The following is a 14,376-nucleotide window of genomic DNA, read 5'->3' as shown; positions in this document are numbered from 1 at the left end:
GGTATGACAGTCCCGCCGACGGGCTCGATCATGGCTTCCAGCGATGGCCATTGCGGAAGAGGCGCTTGCTGCACTGCGAAAAATCGCGTATGCTTTGATCCATTGTAATAACGCGTTAGTACATTATGAAGCGCCGATCGCTTGATCCGGAAACATCCATCGAGTCCGCCGAAACCAGTCTGTGCAAGGCTTTGCTGTCGCTGAAGAACGCGGCGGAGATGGCTGCGTTCCTGCATGATTTGTGCACGCCGGCCGAGCTGGAAGTGCTGGTGGATCGCTGGCGCGTGGTGCCGCTGTTGCTCGATGGCATGCCGTATCGGCAGATCCATGAGCGCACCGCAGTCAGCATCACCACCATCGGTCGCGTGGCGCGCTATCTCAACCAGGGTGACGGCGGCTACCTCGCTGCCGCGTCGCGGGCCACGCGCAGTCGTGCCACGGCCAAAAAATCACCCGCGAAACCCATATTGAAAAACGGGGCCAAGGCATGAAACCGCGCGATCGTTTGCGCATCGCCATGCAGAAATCCGGCCGGCTTACCGAGCCGGGTCTGGATCTGCTCAAGCGTTGCGGGCTCACCTTCCGGCAAAGCCGCGACAAGTTGTTCTGCTTCGGCGAAGGCGAGCCGGTGGACCTGCTGCTGGTCCGCGACGACGACATTCCCGGCCTGATTGCGCAGGGGGTGTGTGATCTGGGCATCGTCGGCCGCAACGTGCTGGCCGAGTTCCAGCTCACGGCGGGTCGCGAGACGGCGGCGTTGAGCGAGTTGCGGCCGCTGGGCTTCGGCCGTTGCCGCTTGTCGATCGCGGTGCCGCAGGAACTCGATTACCAGTCGCCGCAGCAACTGTCGGGCCTGAGTATCGCCACGTCGTATCCCGGCCTGCTGGGCGAATGGTTGCGCACGCAGGGCGTGGAGGCAGGCGTGGTGACCTTGGCGGGGTCGGTGGAAATCGCACCGCGGCTGGGTACGGCCGATGCCATCTGCGACCTGGTGCAGAGCGGCGGCACCCTGGTGGCCAACCAGTTGCGCGAGGCCGACGTGCTGCTTGAAAGCGAGGCGGTGCTGGCGGGTCCGGAAATCCTGCCGGCCGACGAGCGTGGCGACATGCTGGAACTGCTGCTCAAGCGGCTCGACGGGGTGATCCAGGTGCGCGAGTCGCGCTTGTTGCTGTTGCAAACCTCGCGCAGCACGCTGGAGTCGATTACCCGACTGTTGCCCGGTGGTCCGCAGCCCACCCTGTTGCCGGTGGAAGGGCAGCCCGATCAGCTGATGTTGCAGGCGTTGTGCGCTGGCGAAGTGAGCTGGCGGCAACTGGAAGAGATCAAGCGCGCCGGTGCCCGCGAGATGTTCGTGTTGCCGGTGGAGAAGATGCTGGCATGAACACCAAAGCGATCACCGTGCAGCGTCTGGCGTGGGAGCAGTTGGACGAGGCGGCACGTCGCGAGGCGTTGGCGCGTCCCGCGCAGTCACGCAACGACGAATTGCGTGCCGGGGTGGAACGCATCATCGAGGCCGTGCGCAAGGGCGGTGACGCCGCGCTGCGCGAGCTCAGCGCGACCTACGATCACTGCACACTCGATGCCATCGAGGTAGGTGCGGAGGAATTCGATGCAGCCGAAGCCACGCTGGCTCCGGCATTGAAGGCAGCCATCCACGAGGCGGCTGCACGTATCGAAACCTTTCATCGTGCCACGGCACCGCAACCCGCCGGCGTGAATACCGCGCCAGGTGTGCGGGTGGAGCGCATGTTGCGCCCCATCACGCGGGTCGGTCTGTATGTGCCGGCCGGCACCGCGCCGTTGCCGTCCACCGCATTGATGCTGGGCGTGCCCGCACGTATCGCCGGTTGCCGCGAAGTGGTGCTGTGCTCGCCGGCACGGGCCGATGGTCACTGCGATGCAGCCGTGCTTTATGCCGCGCGGGTGACTGGCGTGCACAAAGTGTTCAAGCTTGGCGGCGCACAGGCGATTGCGGCGATGGCTTACGGTACCGCCAGCGTGCCCGGGTGCGACAAGCTGTTCGGCCCGGGCAATGCCTGGGTGACCGAGGCGAAGTTGCAGGTGTCGTCCGATCCGGAAGGTGCCGCCATCGACATGCCCGCCGGGCCGTCCGAGGTACTGGTGATCGCCGACGCACAGGCCAACCCGGTATTCGTTGCGGCCGACTTGTTGTCGCAGGCCGAGCACGGCCCGGATTCGCAGGTGATCCTGCTCAGCGATTCGGATGCCTTGCTCGACAGCGTCGAGCGCGAGGTGCAGCGCCAGTGCGCCGAGTTGCCGCGGGCCGAGATTGCCGTGCAGGCGTTGTCGCGCAGTCGGCTGATTCGGGTCGCATCGCTGGCGCAGGCGGTGCAGGTGAGCAACCGGTACGCGCCTGAGCATTTGATTCTGCAGGTGGCTGATCCGCGCGCGTTGCTCGATGGCATCGACAGCGCCGGCTCGGTTTTCCTCGGCGCGTGGACGCCCGAATCGGTGGGCGACTACTGCAGCGGCAGCAACCACGTGCTGCCCACCTATGGCTACGCGCGCAGCTACAGCGGCGTGTCGGTGGCCAGTTTCCAGAAACAGATCACCGTGCAGCAACTCAGTGCCGAAGGCCTGCGTGCCATTGGCCCGTGCACGGCAATCCTGGCCGCAGCGGAGCAGCTTGAAGCGCACCGCCGTGCGGTGACCTTGCGTCTTGCAGCGCTGGGCGACGATGTGTTGGTCCCCCCCTCAACGGAGAATGTGGCATGAACGTGCTCGACCTGGCGCGACCGGAAATCCGCGTCATGCAAGCTTATTCCTCGGCCCGGATGGAATCGGCCGGTGGCCAGCTCATGCTCAACGCCAACGAATCGGCCTGGGCGCCGGTGGGCGACACCGGGCAGGGCTGCAACCGTTATCCGGACCCGCAGCCGGTCGCATTGCTCGACGCGCTGGCGCTGCTGTACGGCGTCCGTCGCGAGCAATTGCTGGTGGGGCGCGGCAGTGACGAAGCCATCGATTTGCTGGTGCGTGCGTTCTGCTGTGCCGGCGAGGATGCGATCCTGATCCAGCCGCCCACCTTCGGCATGTACGCGGTCTGCGCGCGGATCCAGAACGCGGGCGTGGTCGAGGTGCCGCTGGGCGACGATTTTGCGCTGGACGTGGACGCGGTGCTGGCAGCCGTCACTCCGGCGGTGAAGCTGGTATTTGTCTGCCGGCCGAACAACCCGGCGGGCCAGGATGTGTCGCGCGCCGACATCGAGCGCCTGGCGCAGACCTTGTCCGGCCGGGCACTGGTGGTGGTGGACGAAGCCTATGTGGAGTTCGCTGACGAAGGCAGCGTGGCCGACATGATCGACCAGTACGACAACCTGGCCGTGCTGCGTACCCTGTCCAAGGCCTGGGCGCTGGCCGGCGCGCGCATTGGCAGCCTGCTGGCGAGTGCCGAAGTGGTCGCCTTGCTGCGCCGGATCATGCCTCCGTACCCATTGCCGCAGCCCTGCGTGGATGCGGCGCTGATTGCGCTGTCCGGTTGGGGCCAGGCCAATGTGCGTCAACGTCTGGCCATCGTGCGCAAGCAGCGCAAGTTGATCGGTGAACAGCTCTCGCGCTTGCCGGGTGTGCGCGAAGTGCTCCCTTCGCAGGCGAACTTCCTTACCGTGCGCTTCGAGGATGCCGACGATGCCGGTCGGCGGCTGGAAGCGGCAGGCATCGTGGTGCGCGATGTGCGTCGTCATCCGCGCCTGGGCGATGCGTTGCGCATCACGCTCGGCACACCCGAGGAAAATGCGCGGGTGATCGGTGCGCTGAAGCGCCCATTGCTGCGTGGCCGTCGCACGGTCGGCGGCGCCATCCCGGGCAAGTGTGCATGAGTCGGAAGCTGCTCTTTGTCGACCGTGACGGTTGCCTGATCGAGGAGCCGGCCGATCAGCAGATCGACAGCTATGACAAGCTGGCGCTGCTGCCTGGCGTGATTGCCGCGTTGCAGCGCTTCGTGGCGGCGGGTTACGAACTGGTGATGGTCACCAACCAGGATGGCCTGGGTACGGACAGTTTTCCCGAGGCGGATTTCACCGGTCCACACCAGCTGCTGATGCGCATCCTGTCTTCGCAGGGCATCGGCTTCCGCGAAGTGCTGATCGATCGCAGCCTGCCGCATGAAGGCAAGGACACGCGCAAACCCGGCATTGGCATGGCACGGCATTTTCTCGCCGACGACAGCTGGAGTCGCGCGGCGTCGGCGATGGTGGGCGATCGGGAAAGTGATCTGCAATTCGCAGCCAACCTCGGCGTGCGCGGTTTTCGCGTGGGTCCGCAAGGTCACGATTGGGGTGCGATCGCGCATCAGCTGCTGGACGCGCCGCGCACGGCGACGGTGACGCGCAACACCAGGGAAACCCGCATCACGGTGGAGGTGGACCTGGATCGGGTCGCCGAGCCGCAGGTGCACACGGGTCTGGGTTTCTTCGACCACATGCTGGAGCAGATCGGCAAGCACGGCGGTTTCGCGTTGAAGCTGAACTGCGATGGCGATACCCACATCGACGAACACCACACCATCGAGGATTGTGCGCTGGCACTCGGCCAGGCGTTGAAGCAGGCGCTGGGCGACAAGCGCGGCATCGGTCGCTACGGCTTCTCGCTGCCGATGGACGAGAGTGCGGCGGATGCGCGGCTGGATCTGTCCGGCCGACCGTACTTCGTGTTCGAGGGCAGCTTCCCGCGTGAGCGCGTGGGCGAGGTGCCGACCGAACTGGTGCCGCATTTCTTCCGCTCGCTGTGCGAAACCCTAGGTGCCAATCTGCACCTGAGCGTACGCGGCGACAACGCGCACCACATGGTTGAAGCCTGCTTCAAGGTGGTGGCGCGGACCTTGCGCCAGGCGCTCCGCCGCGAAGGCAGCGAATTGCCCAGCACCAAGGGATCGCTGTAATGAGCGTGGTTCTGGTCGATGCCGGTGGCACGAATATCGGTTCGGTGCGCTATGCCTTGCAGCGGCTCGGCGTGGATGCGGCGCTGACCTCCGATGCGGCAACGATTCGTGCCGCAGACAAGGTGATCCTGCCCGGCGTGGGCGCAGCCGGTCCGGGCATGGCGCGGCTGCGCGAACTCGGTTTGGTCGAGCTGTTGCGCTCGCTGACGCAGCCGGTGCTTGGTGTCTGCCTTGGCATGCAGTTGCTGTGCGCGCATTCGGAAGAGGGCGATACCGAATGCCTGGGATTGATTCCCGCGCCGGTGCGTCGTTTCGTCGAGGCGCCTGGTGTGCGCGTGCCGCACATGGGCTGGAACCGGGTGGTTGCCCGGCGCGAACATCCGTTGCTGGCGGGTCTGGGTGAGGACGACCAAGCCTATTTCGTGCACAGCTATGCCGTGCCGACAGGCGACTGGACGCTGGCCAGCAGCGATTATGGCCAACCGTTCTCCGCAGTGATCGCGCGCGACAACTTCCACGGCATGCAATTCCACCCCGAGCGTTCCGCCGCCGTTGGCGCGAAGCTCCTGAAGAATTTCCTCGACTCATGACTTTTGCAGTGATTCCCGCCATCGACTTGCGCGGCGGCCAGGTGGTGCGTCTGAAGCAGGGCGACTATGCGCAGCAGACGACCTATGCGGCCGATCCGCGCGAACTGGCCCAGCGTTACGCAGCCGCCGGCGCACGCTGGTTGCATCTGGTTGATCTGGACGGCGCGCGTTCCGGCAATCTCGACAATCTCGCGGTGATCCAGTCCATCGCTGCCGACGGCATGGCGATCCAGGCGGGTGGTGGCGTGCGCGAGGAAGTCGACCTGCAACGGCTGTTCGACGCCGGCGTGCAGCGCGTGGTGCTGGGTAGCGTGGCCATCCGTGATCCCGAACGCGTGGCCGCATGGCTCGACGCCTACGGCGCGGAACGCCTCACGCTGGCACTGGATACGCGTCGCATCGACGGTCGCTGGGCCTTGCCCAGTGCCGGTTGGACCGAGGTCGAGGCGCGCACCCTGGACGAGTTGGCGCCGTGGTACGCCGAGCGTGGCGCGCGGCATCTGCTGTGCACTGACATCGATCGCGACGGCATGCTCGCGGGCTTCAATCTCGACCTCTATCGCCACCTGGCCGACAGTGTGCCGCAACTGGCCGTGCAGGCATCCGGCGGCGTGCGCTCGCTGGACGACATCCGCGCGGCACGCGAGGCTGGCGCGAAGGGTGTGATCCTCGGACGCGCCCTGCTGGAAGGGCGTTTCACGGTAGAGGAAGCTCTCGCATGCTGAGCCGCCGCATCATTCCCTGCCTCGATGTGCGCGATGGCCAGGTGGTCAAGGGCGTGCGTTTTCGCGACCACGTGGTGATGGGCGAGATCGTCGAGCTGGCGCTGCGCTATCGCGATGAAGGCGCCGACGAACTGGTGTTCTACGACATCACCGCCAGTCCCGAAGGCCGCAGCGTGGACCGCACGTGGGTGGAGAAAGTCGCCCGCGTGATCGACATCCCGTTCTGTGTCGCCGGTGGCATCCGCTCGGTCGACGAGGCGCGCGCCGTGCTGCATGCCGGAGCCGACAAGATCTCGGTGAACTCGCCGGCATTGGAACGACCGGAGTTGATCGATGCGTTGGCTGCTGCCTTTGGCGTGCAGTGCGTGGTGGTCGGCATCGACTCGCTGCGCGATGCCGATGGCGAATGGCGCGTACGCCAGTACACCGGCGATCCGTCCAAAACGCAGGCGCTGCCGCGCCGCACGCTGGACTGGATGATCGAGGCACAGCAGCGCGGCGCTGGAGAAATCGTGCTCAACTGCATGGGCAGCGACGGCGTGCGCCGCGGCTATGATCTGGAACAACTCTCGGTGGCTCGCGCGATCTGCCACGTGCCGCTGATCGCCTCCGGCGGTGCCGGTGAGCCGGAGCATTTCCGCGATGCCTTCGTCGAGGCTGACGTGGATGGCGCACTGGCCGCCAGCGTGTTTCACTCAGGCAGCATCGCCATTCCTGCGCTCAAGCGTTACCTGCATGAGCAAGGCGTGAGCATGCGTGTTTCCTAGGAAAGGCCTGATTTTGCTCGTCATCCCAGCGAGAGCTGGGATCCGGTGTCTCTCAAGCCTTGTTGCAGGAGTAAAGGCGCTGGGTTCCAGCTTTCGCTGGAATGACGAGGCCATGGATTTTCCCGCCAGCTTCAGTATTCGTCGGCAACAGGTGTCCTCATGACCGTCAGCAATCCCAACGATCTTTCCCGCCTCGACTGGGCCAAGGGCGACGGCCTGCTTCCTGCCATCGTGCAGCACTGGCGCAGCGGCGAAGTGCTGATGCTCGGCTACATGAACGCTGAAGCATTGGCCGAGACGCAGTCCAGCGGCCATGTCACCTTCTACAGCCGCAGCAAGCAGCGCCTGTGGACCAAGGGCGAAAGTTCAGGCCACGTCCTTGCACTGAAGAGTATCCGCATCGACTGCGACGCCGACACCTTGCTGATCCTGGCTGATCCGCACGGCCCGACTTGCCACATCGGTACCTCCAGCTGCTTTGGCGACAGCGCCGAAGTGCGCCCGCCACTGGGCTTTCTCGCCGAACTCGATGCGCTGGTCGAACAACGCCACGCCAAGCGGCCCGAAGGCAGCTATACCACCCAGCTGTTCGAAGGCGGCATTCGCCGCATCGCGCAGAAAGTGGGCGAGGAAGGCGTCGAAACCGCGCTGGCGGCAGTGGCGCAGGGCGATGAGGAATTGCTGGGTGAGGCAGCGGACCTGGTATTTCATCTCACCGTGGCATTGCGGGCGCGCGGGCTGTCGCTGGAAGATGTGGCGAAGGTGCTGGCAAATCGGCATCGCGCCAGGTAGGAGCGTGGGCGGCAGAAATCTTCCGGGCTGCAGAAGTGGCTGCGTGGTCCATATGTCCGTCGCTTCTTGGCCCATAGAACCACTATGGGCCGGCGAATCGTCGAAAATCTGTCCTCACGCAGCCACTTTTTCGCCTCGAAAGTTTCTACCGCCCACGCTCCCAGGGATTAAAAGACCGGAGAGCACCGCGGCCGGTAATGGCATTGAGCAGGCTCAGGGCGATCCGTGCCCTACGGGTGCAAGCCAAACTTCGCAGCACGCGCATCGATTCCCGGTTCCAGCGAGCGTGCCGCCGACAAGTAGGCTTTGCCCGTGGCGGCTTGGCTGCTGCGGAGTTCCGCCAGACCGAGGCCGTACCAGGACCAAGCCGACTTTGGCATCAGCGTGACGGCCTGGTCGTAGGCCTCGATCGATTTTGCGTAATGTCCCAGCCGCAGCTGCACCAAGCCTAGGCTGTCGAGATACGCGGGCTTTTTACCGTCGCGCCGGATCGCCTTGCGGCAATCGCGCAGGGCTTTGTCGAGCATCTGGTTGCTCAGGCTGCGCGCCCAGCAGCGTGCGTTGAGTGCCATGCCGAGCCTGGCGTCGTCGTCGTGCATCTGGATCCACTGGTCGAGCAGCGGCAGTGCAGCGGCCGGTTGACCCAGTGCTATATCCAGGGAGGCGATCTGTCGGGCCTGCGGTGAACCGGCCGTTGCCAGCGTGCTCGCTGCCGTCACGTCGGCTGTCGCACCGGTTAGATCATGCTGTTTGAGGCGAAATTCGGCGCGCAAAAGCAGGGCATCGATGTCTTTCGGATCAAGGCTCAACGACTTGTCCAGGTCGGCGCGGGCCGCATCAATCTGCTTCCCGGTTGCGTAAGCCCGCGCCCGAGCTGCGTAGTAAGGGGCTTCAGCCGGAGCCATCTGGATGGCCTTGCTCAAATCGGCCACGGCAGCATCGAGTTCGCCACGCGACAGGTGCGCCTCTCCCCGTAACGCATAGTCGCTGGCGGTGGTGAGCGCGGCTTCGCCGAGATTGGCAGCAGTGGCTGGATGGCTTCCATCAGTGGCTTTGGCGAAAGTGAATACGCGTCCGCCGTTATAGGTGAAGTACATTTTTCGCTGGCTGTTGGCGATGTACACATGATGGGCGAGCAGAAAGTCCACGCCGAGCAGCATGTCGGTGTCGCCGCCGATGCGGCCGTCAATGACCTCCATCTGGCTGTGATGGATGGTTTCCGTGCCGACTGAAAACGAATCAATCGGTACCGTCCAGGTCTTGACCGGCTTGGAGCCAATGCCGAAGCCGAGTCTGCCCACCTTGACGTTCGATCCGTCAAGATGGATACCGATCCGCTTGGCGGCGTCAAGGCTGAGCAAGGTGGCGTAGGCACCCGAATCAAGCACCGCCCGCACCTGTTTGCCATCTATGGTCACCTTGAGAAAGGTGCGCCGATCATTGTTGTTCTCGGCTGGCTCGGTGTCGACTACGTCGTAGTTGCCGCCTTTTGTCCAATACGCCAATGCGCTTTTTTTGCAGCCCTGGGGGCGGAATAGAGTCATTTTTCCGTTTTCCAGATCGATTTCCAGGTCGGCAAGGTCGAGCAGATTGGCGCCGAGCAATCCGCGGCCGATATCTGTGCCACCGACGATGAACTCGACACGTTTGATCGTCGTACCGAGGATGCCGAAATTCTTCACCTGCGCAAGATCGACGGAGGTAGAGCCGCCCACACCTCCCAAGCGAAAACCAAAGGGTGCAGGCCGCAGCCATAGTCCCAGCGACAGTGCCTTGGCACGCGACATCGTATTGAAGAACGCGCCGGTATCGAGGGTGAAGCGCGTGTCTTTTCCATCGACTTTCACGATGGTTGTGGCACTTTCACCGACCATGGCCACCGGCAATGTGCCGTAGGACATCAAGTGGCAGGTGCCCGCCCAAGCCGGGCTCGTGAGCAAAAGGAAGAGACCCGTCAAGCCCAGACGCAACGTCCTGATCACGATGTTCCCCCTTGTGCGCCGCAAGACCGCTATATGCGTATTTGGAATTCAAACGCCGATGGGTCACGGCGCTCGCGGCATCTTAGTGAAAAATGATGGGAAACTCCGAAGCCGAGGCTGATGGGCTGTTGAGCGTGCGCAATGCCGCTGCCGTCGTGGTCGACCGCATGAGCATGTCCCGCGCCGGTCTTTGCGGCTATCTGAAAGAAGTCCGAAAGAGACGAGCAGCCGGCGGTTGATTCACGCCGTGATCCGGGCCAGCCCGGCGGCAAGCTTTCATCGCTTCAGCCATGTTCAGCCCGAGCCCCTGTCTCTTGACAGGGTTTGGGCATCAATGCACTATCGTTCCACGTGTAATATTTTTATGACATGTGAAGAAATATTTTGAAAGAAATATCGCCCAGCGCGCAGGAACTCAGTAGTCGGTTGGCGGCGATCGCCAGTCCTCAGCGGATGCGCATTCTGGCGATGCTGGTGGGGGAACCCATGCATGTCAGTGAACTGGCGCGGCGGCTGGGCATGTCGCGACCGTTGTTGTACATGCACTTGACCAAGCTGGAAGAGGCCGGTTTCGTCACCGGGCACCTGGAATTGTCCGACGATGGCAAGGCGTTGAAGTGCTTCACGATTCATCCATTCAGTCTGACGATCGATCAGAAGACGATTGTCGCGGCTGTGGCGTCCGAATAAACAAGGGAGAGGGTCATGTTCAGCAGCTACGCGGTTTTTCTCATTCCGATTGTCGCCATCCTGGCCTGGGGCGCGCACGGCGTGGTCAGGGAAATCTACAAGGGCAAGGCGAGGGTGGCCGAGGCGGCCCGGGGCGATACAAGCAACGACACCGTTGCCGCCAACAGGCAGGTGTTGGCAAAGCTGGAAAGCATTGAGGCGCGGCTGGCTAGCGTGGAGAAGACGCTCAACGACATCCCGTCGTGAGTTTGTGGCATCAGGGCGCTGCGCTGGTTGTCGCCGGAGCGGGTGGTACCGGTCGGAATGGAACGGTCGGCCCCGGCGTGATTCCTTTGCGCCAGCGTGCCAGTTGCGCGGCGATGCCGCTACCGATGGATATCTGCGGTTTCGATGGGGTGAGCTTGTCGTGCTTTTCCCAATCGGCAATCTCGTGGCTGGCCTGGTGGAACGCATCGACGAAGTTGTCGGTGTGGTTCAGCGCGTCGACCAGCCAGGCGTGGCCGAAGTAGGTGATGTCCGATTCGGTGCCGCAGCCGAATGAGCTGCGGTCGCTGCGCGCGGCCGTCATCACCAGCGTGTCGCTTCCACGCAGCGGTGGAATGAAACCGCCGGAATAGCAGGCGTTCACCACGATCACTTTCCACTTGAACGGGTGCTCGGCGAGGATGCCGGGCAAGTCGGTGGCGCCGATCGCGTCCAGCGGCAACGGGTCCATGTCCACCAGCAGCTGGTGGTCCTCGCTACCGTGGCTGGTGAAATAGAGCATCAGGATGTCGTCGGGTTTCATCACCCGGGCAAGCCCATCCAGCGCGATTTCCAGATTGCTCCAGTCGGCCAGCGGTGCCGTCTGCAGCGTCGCAGGATTGTTCTCCAGCACCAGCGCATGCGTAGTGGAGCCGAAACGACGAGTGAACAGGCGGGCGACGTATTCGGCTTCGTTGCGGAACACATTCTGGCTGCCGTCGCCGGCGAAGGCGATCAGGTAGAGATTGGGCTTGCCGGGGACGCGCGGGCTCAGGTGGTTCAACGCGTCCTGCACCATCGATGGTTGCGCGTACATCACCTGTTCGGGCGTGGGTGCGCTGTCCGGCCAGGCGTTGTTATCGGCATTGTTGTCGGCGGGATTGACCGTGGAGCTGCTGCTGGCCGGCAGCGAAGTGGGTGATGCGGTGGTGGCGACAGTGGCTGTGCTCACCGGAACCAGTGGAACGGTAGGTGCGGGAGCGTGGCTGCCCGAGAACAGCATCAGCAGAACCCCTGCGGCGAAGGCGAGCAGGGCAATGATCACGGTGCGCATGGCGGATCGATCAGGGTGCGATGGCGTCGAAGTCGGCGAAGGCGGGGTGTTGTGACTGGGCCGGCAACGGATGTGGCGGACGCACCAGCCATGCCGTGCGGAAACCGGCGGCGCGGGCTGCGTCCAGCTCTTCGACGATGTCGGACAGGAACAGCAGGTGTTCCGGTTGTTCGCCGATGGCGTCGGCGATGCGTTCGTAAGAGGCGCGTTCGCGTTTGGGGCCGGTTTCGGTGTCGAAGTAGCCGGCAAACAGCGGGGTCAGGTCGCCTGCCTCGCTGTAACCGAAGAACAGTTTCTGTGCGGGTACCGAGCCGGAGGAATAGACATACAGGCGCAACCCGTCCGCGCGCCATGCGCGAAGCCGCGCAGCGACTTCGGGATACATGTGGGCCTGATAGTCGCCCGCCTCGTAACCTTCCTGCCAGATCATCCCCTGCAGCGCTTTCAGCGCGGTCGACTTGCGATCTTCGTCGATCCAGCGCAGCAGCAGTTCCACCACTTCCTGCCGGGTGGCCTCGACGTAACCGGCTTCTTTCGCAGCCTCGTGCAGCCAATGCTGTACTTCGGGGCGATCGCCATGGGTTTCGATGAAGGCCGGCAGTCGCTTGCGGGCGTAGGGAAACAGCACGTCCCTGACGAAGCTGATCGAGCTGGTAGTGCCTTCGATGTCGGTGACGATGGCGCGGATTTCGGACATGGTGGTTACCGCCGGATATCGGTGTGCAGGGTGCATGCAGCGTAACAACAAAGCGCCGCTCCGGCGAAGGCCGGGCGGCGCATGTGCGTGTCAGGGTTCCGCGATCAGCTGGCGGAAGCGGCCGCCGGATGTGGCGTCATGCGCGGGAACCGGTCGGCGATATCCTCGCCGGTGAAGTTCGCGACCCAGCCATCCTTGTTGGTGAACAGGCGGATCGCCACGAAGTACGGCGATTCGCTCATGTCGAACCAGTGGCGGGTGCCATCGGGCACGCCGATCAGGTCGCCGGCCTCGCACAGTACGTCGTAGACCTTGCCGTCGATATGCAGGGTGAACTGGCCCGCGCCGGCCACGAAGAAGCGCACCTCGTCCTCGCTGTGGGTGTGCTCGCTTAGGAATTTGCGCCGCAGCGTGGCGCGCTCCGGGTGGTCGGGCTTCAGGCTGATCACGTCGACCGACTGGTAGCCTTCCTCACGCATCAGGCGATCGATGTCGCCGTGGTAGGCGGCGATCACTTCGTCCTGGCTGGCGCCGGGGGCGACGGGCTGGTTGGCAGCCCATTGCTCGAAACGCACGCCGACGCGGCCCAGTTCGCGGGTGATGTCGGGATGGCTGGCGTATTCGGCCATTGGTGTCTGGGGCCGGGTTTCGTCGAAGATGCGCAAGCGGCTCATGCGGACAGTCTCCTCAAATCAAGTTCGCAGCCAAGCAGGAATTCCAGAGCTTCGAGGTGGCGGCGGGTTTCGGCCATGTCGCGACCCCAGGTGTAGATGCCGTGGCCATCGATCAGGTAGGCGTGCAGCGGTTTGCCGGCATCCAGCCATGCGTCCACTCGGGCCACCAGTTCCGGCATGTGCTGGGTGTTGGGGAAGACCGGGATTTGCAGCACGCTTTCGTGCGTGGTGTAGCCGGTGATGGCTTTTTGCAGCTCCCAGCCTTGCAGTCGCACCATGCCGGCCTTGGCGAACAATCGCGAGGCCACGCTCTGCGTGCGCGAGTGGGTATGCAGCACGGCGTTCATTTGCGGCCAGCGGCGATAAACCTGCGTGTGCAGCTCGGTCTCGGCACTGGGGCGTGCGTCGGTGCCCACGGCCTTGCCCTGCATGTCCACCAGCATGATGTCGTCGCGACCCAGTCGCCCCTTGTCGCGACCGGAGATGGTGATGGCCGCGTGGTCGGCATCCACGCGCATCGAGAAGTTGCTGCTGGTGGCTGGTGTCCAGCCGAGCGCCGACAGTTCACGTGCGGCAGCGGCCACGGCATCGGCGCGTTCGGCGAACAGCGTGGTTGGGATGGTTTCTGGCAAGGCCTGGCTCATGCAAATGGACGTCCAAATGAGTGGAACTATACATCATGCCCGCAGGGCTTCTTGGGTGGAAATGCGATCCATTCTCGCCGCGCCCGCGGTGGTAGGCGTAGCATAACGACGGTTTCACTGCCTTTGCGCAGTGCAAGTTGTGTCCACGACGGAGGTTCCCAATGTCGAACGAAGAAAGCAACGAGTCGCGTCGCCGTTTCCTCAAGATTGCCGCCGGCACCGCAGCGGTGGCGGTTGTTGCCGGCGGGTTGCCGCGGATGGCTCGCGCAGCCGATCTGCCGCATGTCACCGATGCCGATCCCACCGCCAAGGCGCTGGGTTACGTCGAGGACAACACCACGACCAAGAATCCCAAGCACAAGGCGGGTGACGATTGCTCGAACTGCCAGTTCTATTCCGGCGGTCCCACGGGTTATGGCCCGTGCCAGTTGTTCCCGGGCAAGTCGGTCAGCGCGAAGGGCTGGTGCGTGTCGCACTCGCCGAAAAAGGCCTGACCGCCTTTTCATTCGCCATGATTCGCTTGAAAGGCCGGCCTTTGCGCCGGCCTTTTTCATGGCTGCAGCGTGGCCGGCAGCACGGGCAACGGATGCGCGAGGCGCATGCTGCGCATGGGGCATG

Annotated in this window: 17 protein-coding genes; 12 read left to right on the top strand and 5 right to left on the bottom strand. The window is 63.8% G+C overall.

Annotated features, from left to right (window positions below; all coding sequences use genetic code 11):
- Positions 1-125 precede the first annotated feature (125 nt).
- The 9 genes from AB7849_RS05515 to hisIE all read left to right on the top strand — a co-directional run bounded on the left by AB7849_RS05515 (position 126) and on the right by hisIE (position 7,774).
- A complete protein-coding gene (locus AB7849_RS05515; protein ID WP_008212360.1) occupies positions 126-491 on the top strand; it encodes a YerC/YecD family TrpR-related protein in 366 nt (121 codons plus the stop codon).
- The gene (gene hisG / locus AB7849_RS05510; RefSeq protein WP_008212362.1) at positions 488-1,381 is read left to right on the top strand and encodes an ATP phosphoribosyltransferase; all 894 of its coding nucleotides are present in this window, start codon (positions 488-490) and stop codon (positions 1,379-1,381) included. Before AB7849_RS05515 ends, hisG begins: the two co-directional genes overlap by 4 nt.
- Positions 1,382-1,398: 17 nt before the next feature.
- Entirely contained in the window at positions 1,399-2,736 is a 1,338-nt protein-coding gene (gene hisD, locus AB7849_RS05505) for a histidinol dehydrogenase (protein WP_050984326.1), read from the top strand.
- Positions 2,733-3,839: a histidinol-phosphate transaminase gene (gene hisC, locus AB7849_RS05500; protein ID WP_008212367.1), complete on the top strand. Its 1,107-nt coding sequence runs from the start codon at positions 2,733-2,735 to the stop codon at positions 3,837-3,839. Before hisD ends, hisC begins: the two co-directional genes overlap by 4 nt.
- Entirely contained in the window at positions 3,836-4,900 is a 1,065-nt protein-coding gene (gene hisB / locus AB7849_RS05495) for a bifunctional histidinol-phosphatase/imidazoleglycerol-phosphate dehydratase HisB (RefSeq protein ID WP_008212368.1), read from the top strand. The genes hisC and hisB overlap by 4 nt, the downstream gene beginning before the upstream one ends.
- Positions 4,900-5,490: an imidazole glycerol phosphate synthase subunit HisH gene (gene hisH / locus AB7849_RS05490; RefSeq protein ID WP_008212370.1), complete on the top strand. Its 591-nt coding sequence runs from the start codon at positions 4,900-4,902 to the stop codon at positions 5,488-5,490. Before hisB ends, hisH begins: the two co-directional genes overlap by 1 nt.
- The gene (gene hisA / locus AB7849_RS05485; protein ID WP_008212371.1) at positions 5,487-6,215 is read left to right on the top strand and encodes a 1-(5-phosphoribosyl)-5-[(5-phosphoribosylamino)methylideneamino]imidazole-4-carboxamide isomerase; all 729 of its coding nucleotides are present in this window, start codon (positions 5,487-5,489) and stop codon (positions 6,213-6,215) included. Before hisH ends, hisA begins: the two co-directional genes overlap by 4 nt.
- Positions 6,209-6,982 carry an imidazole glycerol phosphate synthase subunit HisF gene (gene hisF, locus AB7849_RS05480; protein WP_008212373.1) on the top strand — a complete coding sequence of 258 codons (774 nt, stop codon included), beginning with the start codon at positions 6,209-6,211 and terminating at the stop codon, positions 6,980-6,982. The genes hisA and hisF overlap by 7 nt, the downstream gene beginning before the upstream one ends.
- A 159-nt stretch (positions 6,983-7,141) precedes the next feature.
- Positions 7,142-7,774 carry a bifunctional phosphoribosyl-AMP cyclohydrolase/phosphoribosyl-ATP diphosphatase HisIE gene (hisIE, locus tag AB7849_RS05475; RefSeq protein ID WP_092703432.1) on the top strand — a complete coding sequence of 211 codons (633 nt, stop codon included), beginning with the start codon at positions 7,142-7,144 and terminating at the stop codon, positions 7,772-7,774.
- Between the two features lie 230 nt (positions 7,775-8,004).
- On the opposite strand, the gene AB7849_RS05470 is transcribed toward hisIE, so the two are convergent.
- Positions 8,005-9,756 (bottom strand): retropepsin-like aspartic protease, encoded by a 1,752-nt coding sequence (locus AB7849_RS05470; RefSeq protein WP_237711749.1) that lies wholly within the window; start codon positions 9,754-9,756, stop codon positions 8,005-8,007.
- A 426-nt stretch (positions 9,757-10,182) separates the two neighbouring features.
- Here AB7849_RS05470 and AB7849_RS05465 point away from each other — a divergent pair, with 426 nt between their 5' ends.
- Positions 10,183-10,446 carry an ArsR/SmtB family transcription factor gene (locus AB7849_RS05465; RefSeq protein ID WP_202799608.1) on the top strand — a complete coding sequence of 88 codons (264 nt, stop codon included), beginning with the start codon at positions 10,183-10,185 and terminating at the stop codon, positions 10,444-10,446.
- Between the two features lie 15 nt (positions 10,447-10,461).
- Entirely contained in the window at positions 10,462-10,692 is a 231-nt protein-coding gene (locus AB7849_RS05460) for a hypothetical protein (protein ID WP_008208234.1), read from the top strand.
- A 10-nt stretch (positions 10,693-10,702) separates the two neighbouring features.
- Here AB7849_RS05460 and AB7849_RS05455 read toward each other — a convergent pair whose 3' ends face one another.
- The 4 genes from AB7849_RS05455 to AB7849_RS05440 all read right to left on the bottom strand — a co-directional run bounded on the left by AB7849_RS05455 (position 10,703) and on the right by AB7849_RS05440 (position 13,758).
- Complete coding sequence (locus AB7849_RS05455; protein ID WP_008208235.1) at positions 10,703-11,743, bottom strand: C13 family peptidase; 1,041 nt, start codon at positions 11,741-11,743, stop codon at positions 10,703-10,705.
- A gap of 10 nt (positions 11,744-11,753) precedes the next feature.
- The gene (mtnC, locus tag AB7849_RS05450; protein ID WP_008208236.1) at positions 11,754-12,440 is read right to left on the bottom strand and encodes an acireductone synthase; all 687 of its coding nucleotides are present in this window, start codon (positions 12,438-12,440) and stop codon (positions 11,754-11,756) included.
- A gap of 104 nt (positions 12,441-12,544) precedes the next feature.
- Positions 12,545-13,114 carry a 1,2-dihydroxy-3-keto-5-methylthiopentene dioxygenase gene (locus AB7849_RS05445; protein WP_008208238.1) on the bottom strand — a complete coding sequence of 190 codons (570 nt, stop codon included), beginning with the start codon at positions 13,112-13,114 and terminating at the stop codon, positions 12,545-12,547.
- Positions 13,111-13,758, bottom strand: a complete 648-nt coding sequence (locus AB7849_RS05440; RefSeq protein ID WP_008208240.1) for a methylthioribulose 1-phosphate dehydratase — start codon at positions 13,756-13,758, stop codon at positions 13,111-13,113. Before AB7849_RS05440 ends, AB7849_RS05445 begins: the two co-directional genes overlap by 4 nt.
- A 161-nt stretch (positions 13,759-13,919) precedes the next feature.
- Between AB7849_RS05440 and AB7849_RS05435 the strand changes: the two genes are divergently transcribed.
- Positions 13,920-14,252: a high-potential iron-sulfur protein gene (locus AB7849_RS05435; protein ID WP_008208242.1), complete on the top strand. Its 333-nt coding sequence runs from the start codon at positions 13,920-13,922 to the stop codon at positions 14,250-14,252.
- The last annotated feature ends 124 nt before the right edge of the window (positions 14,253-14,376 follow it).

Source organism: Rhodanobacter sp. FW021-MT20 (genome assembly GCF_041107475.1).
Lineage (GTDB): Bacteria > Pseudomonadota > Gammaproteobacteria > Xanthomonadales > Rhodanobacteraceae > Rhodanobacter_A > Rhodanobacter_A glycinis.
This window is presented reverse-complemented; position numbering and strand designations above follow the sequence as displayed.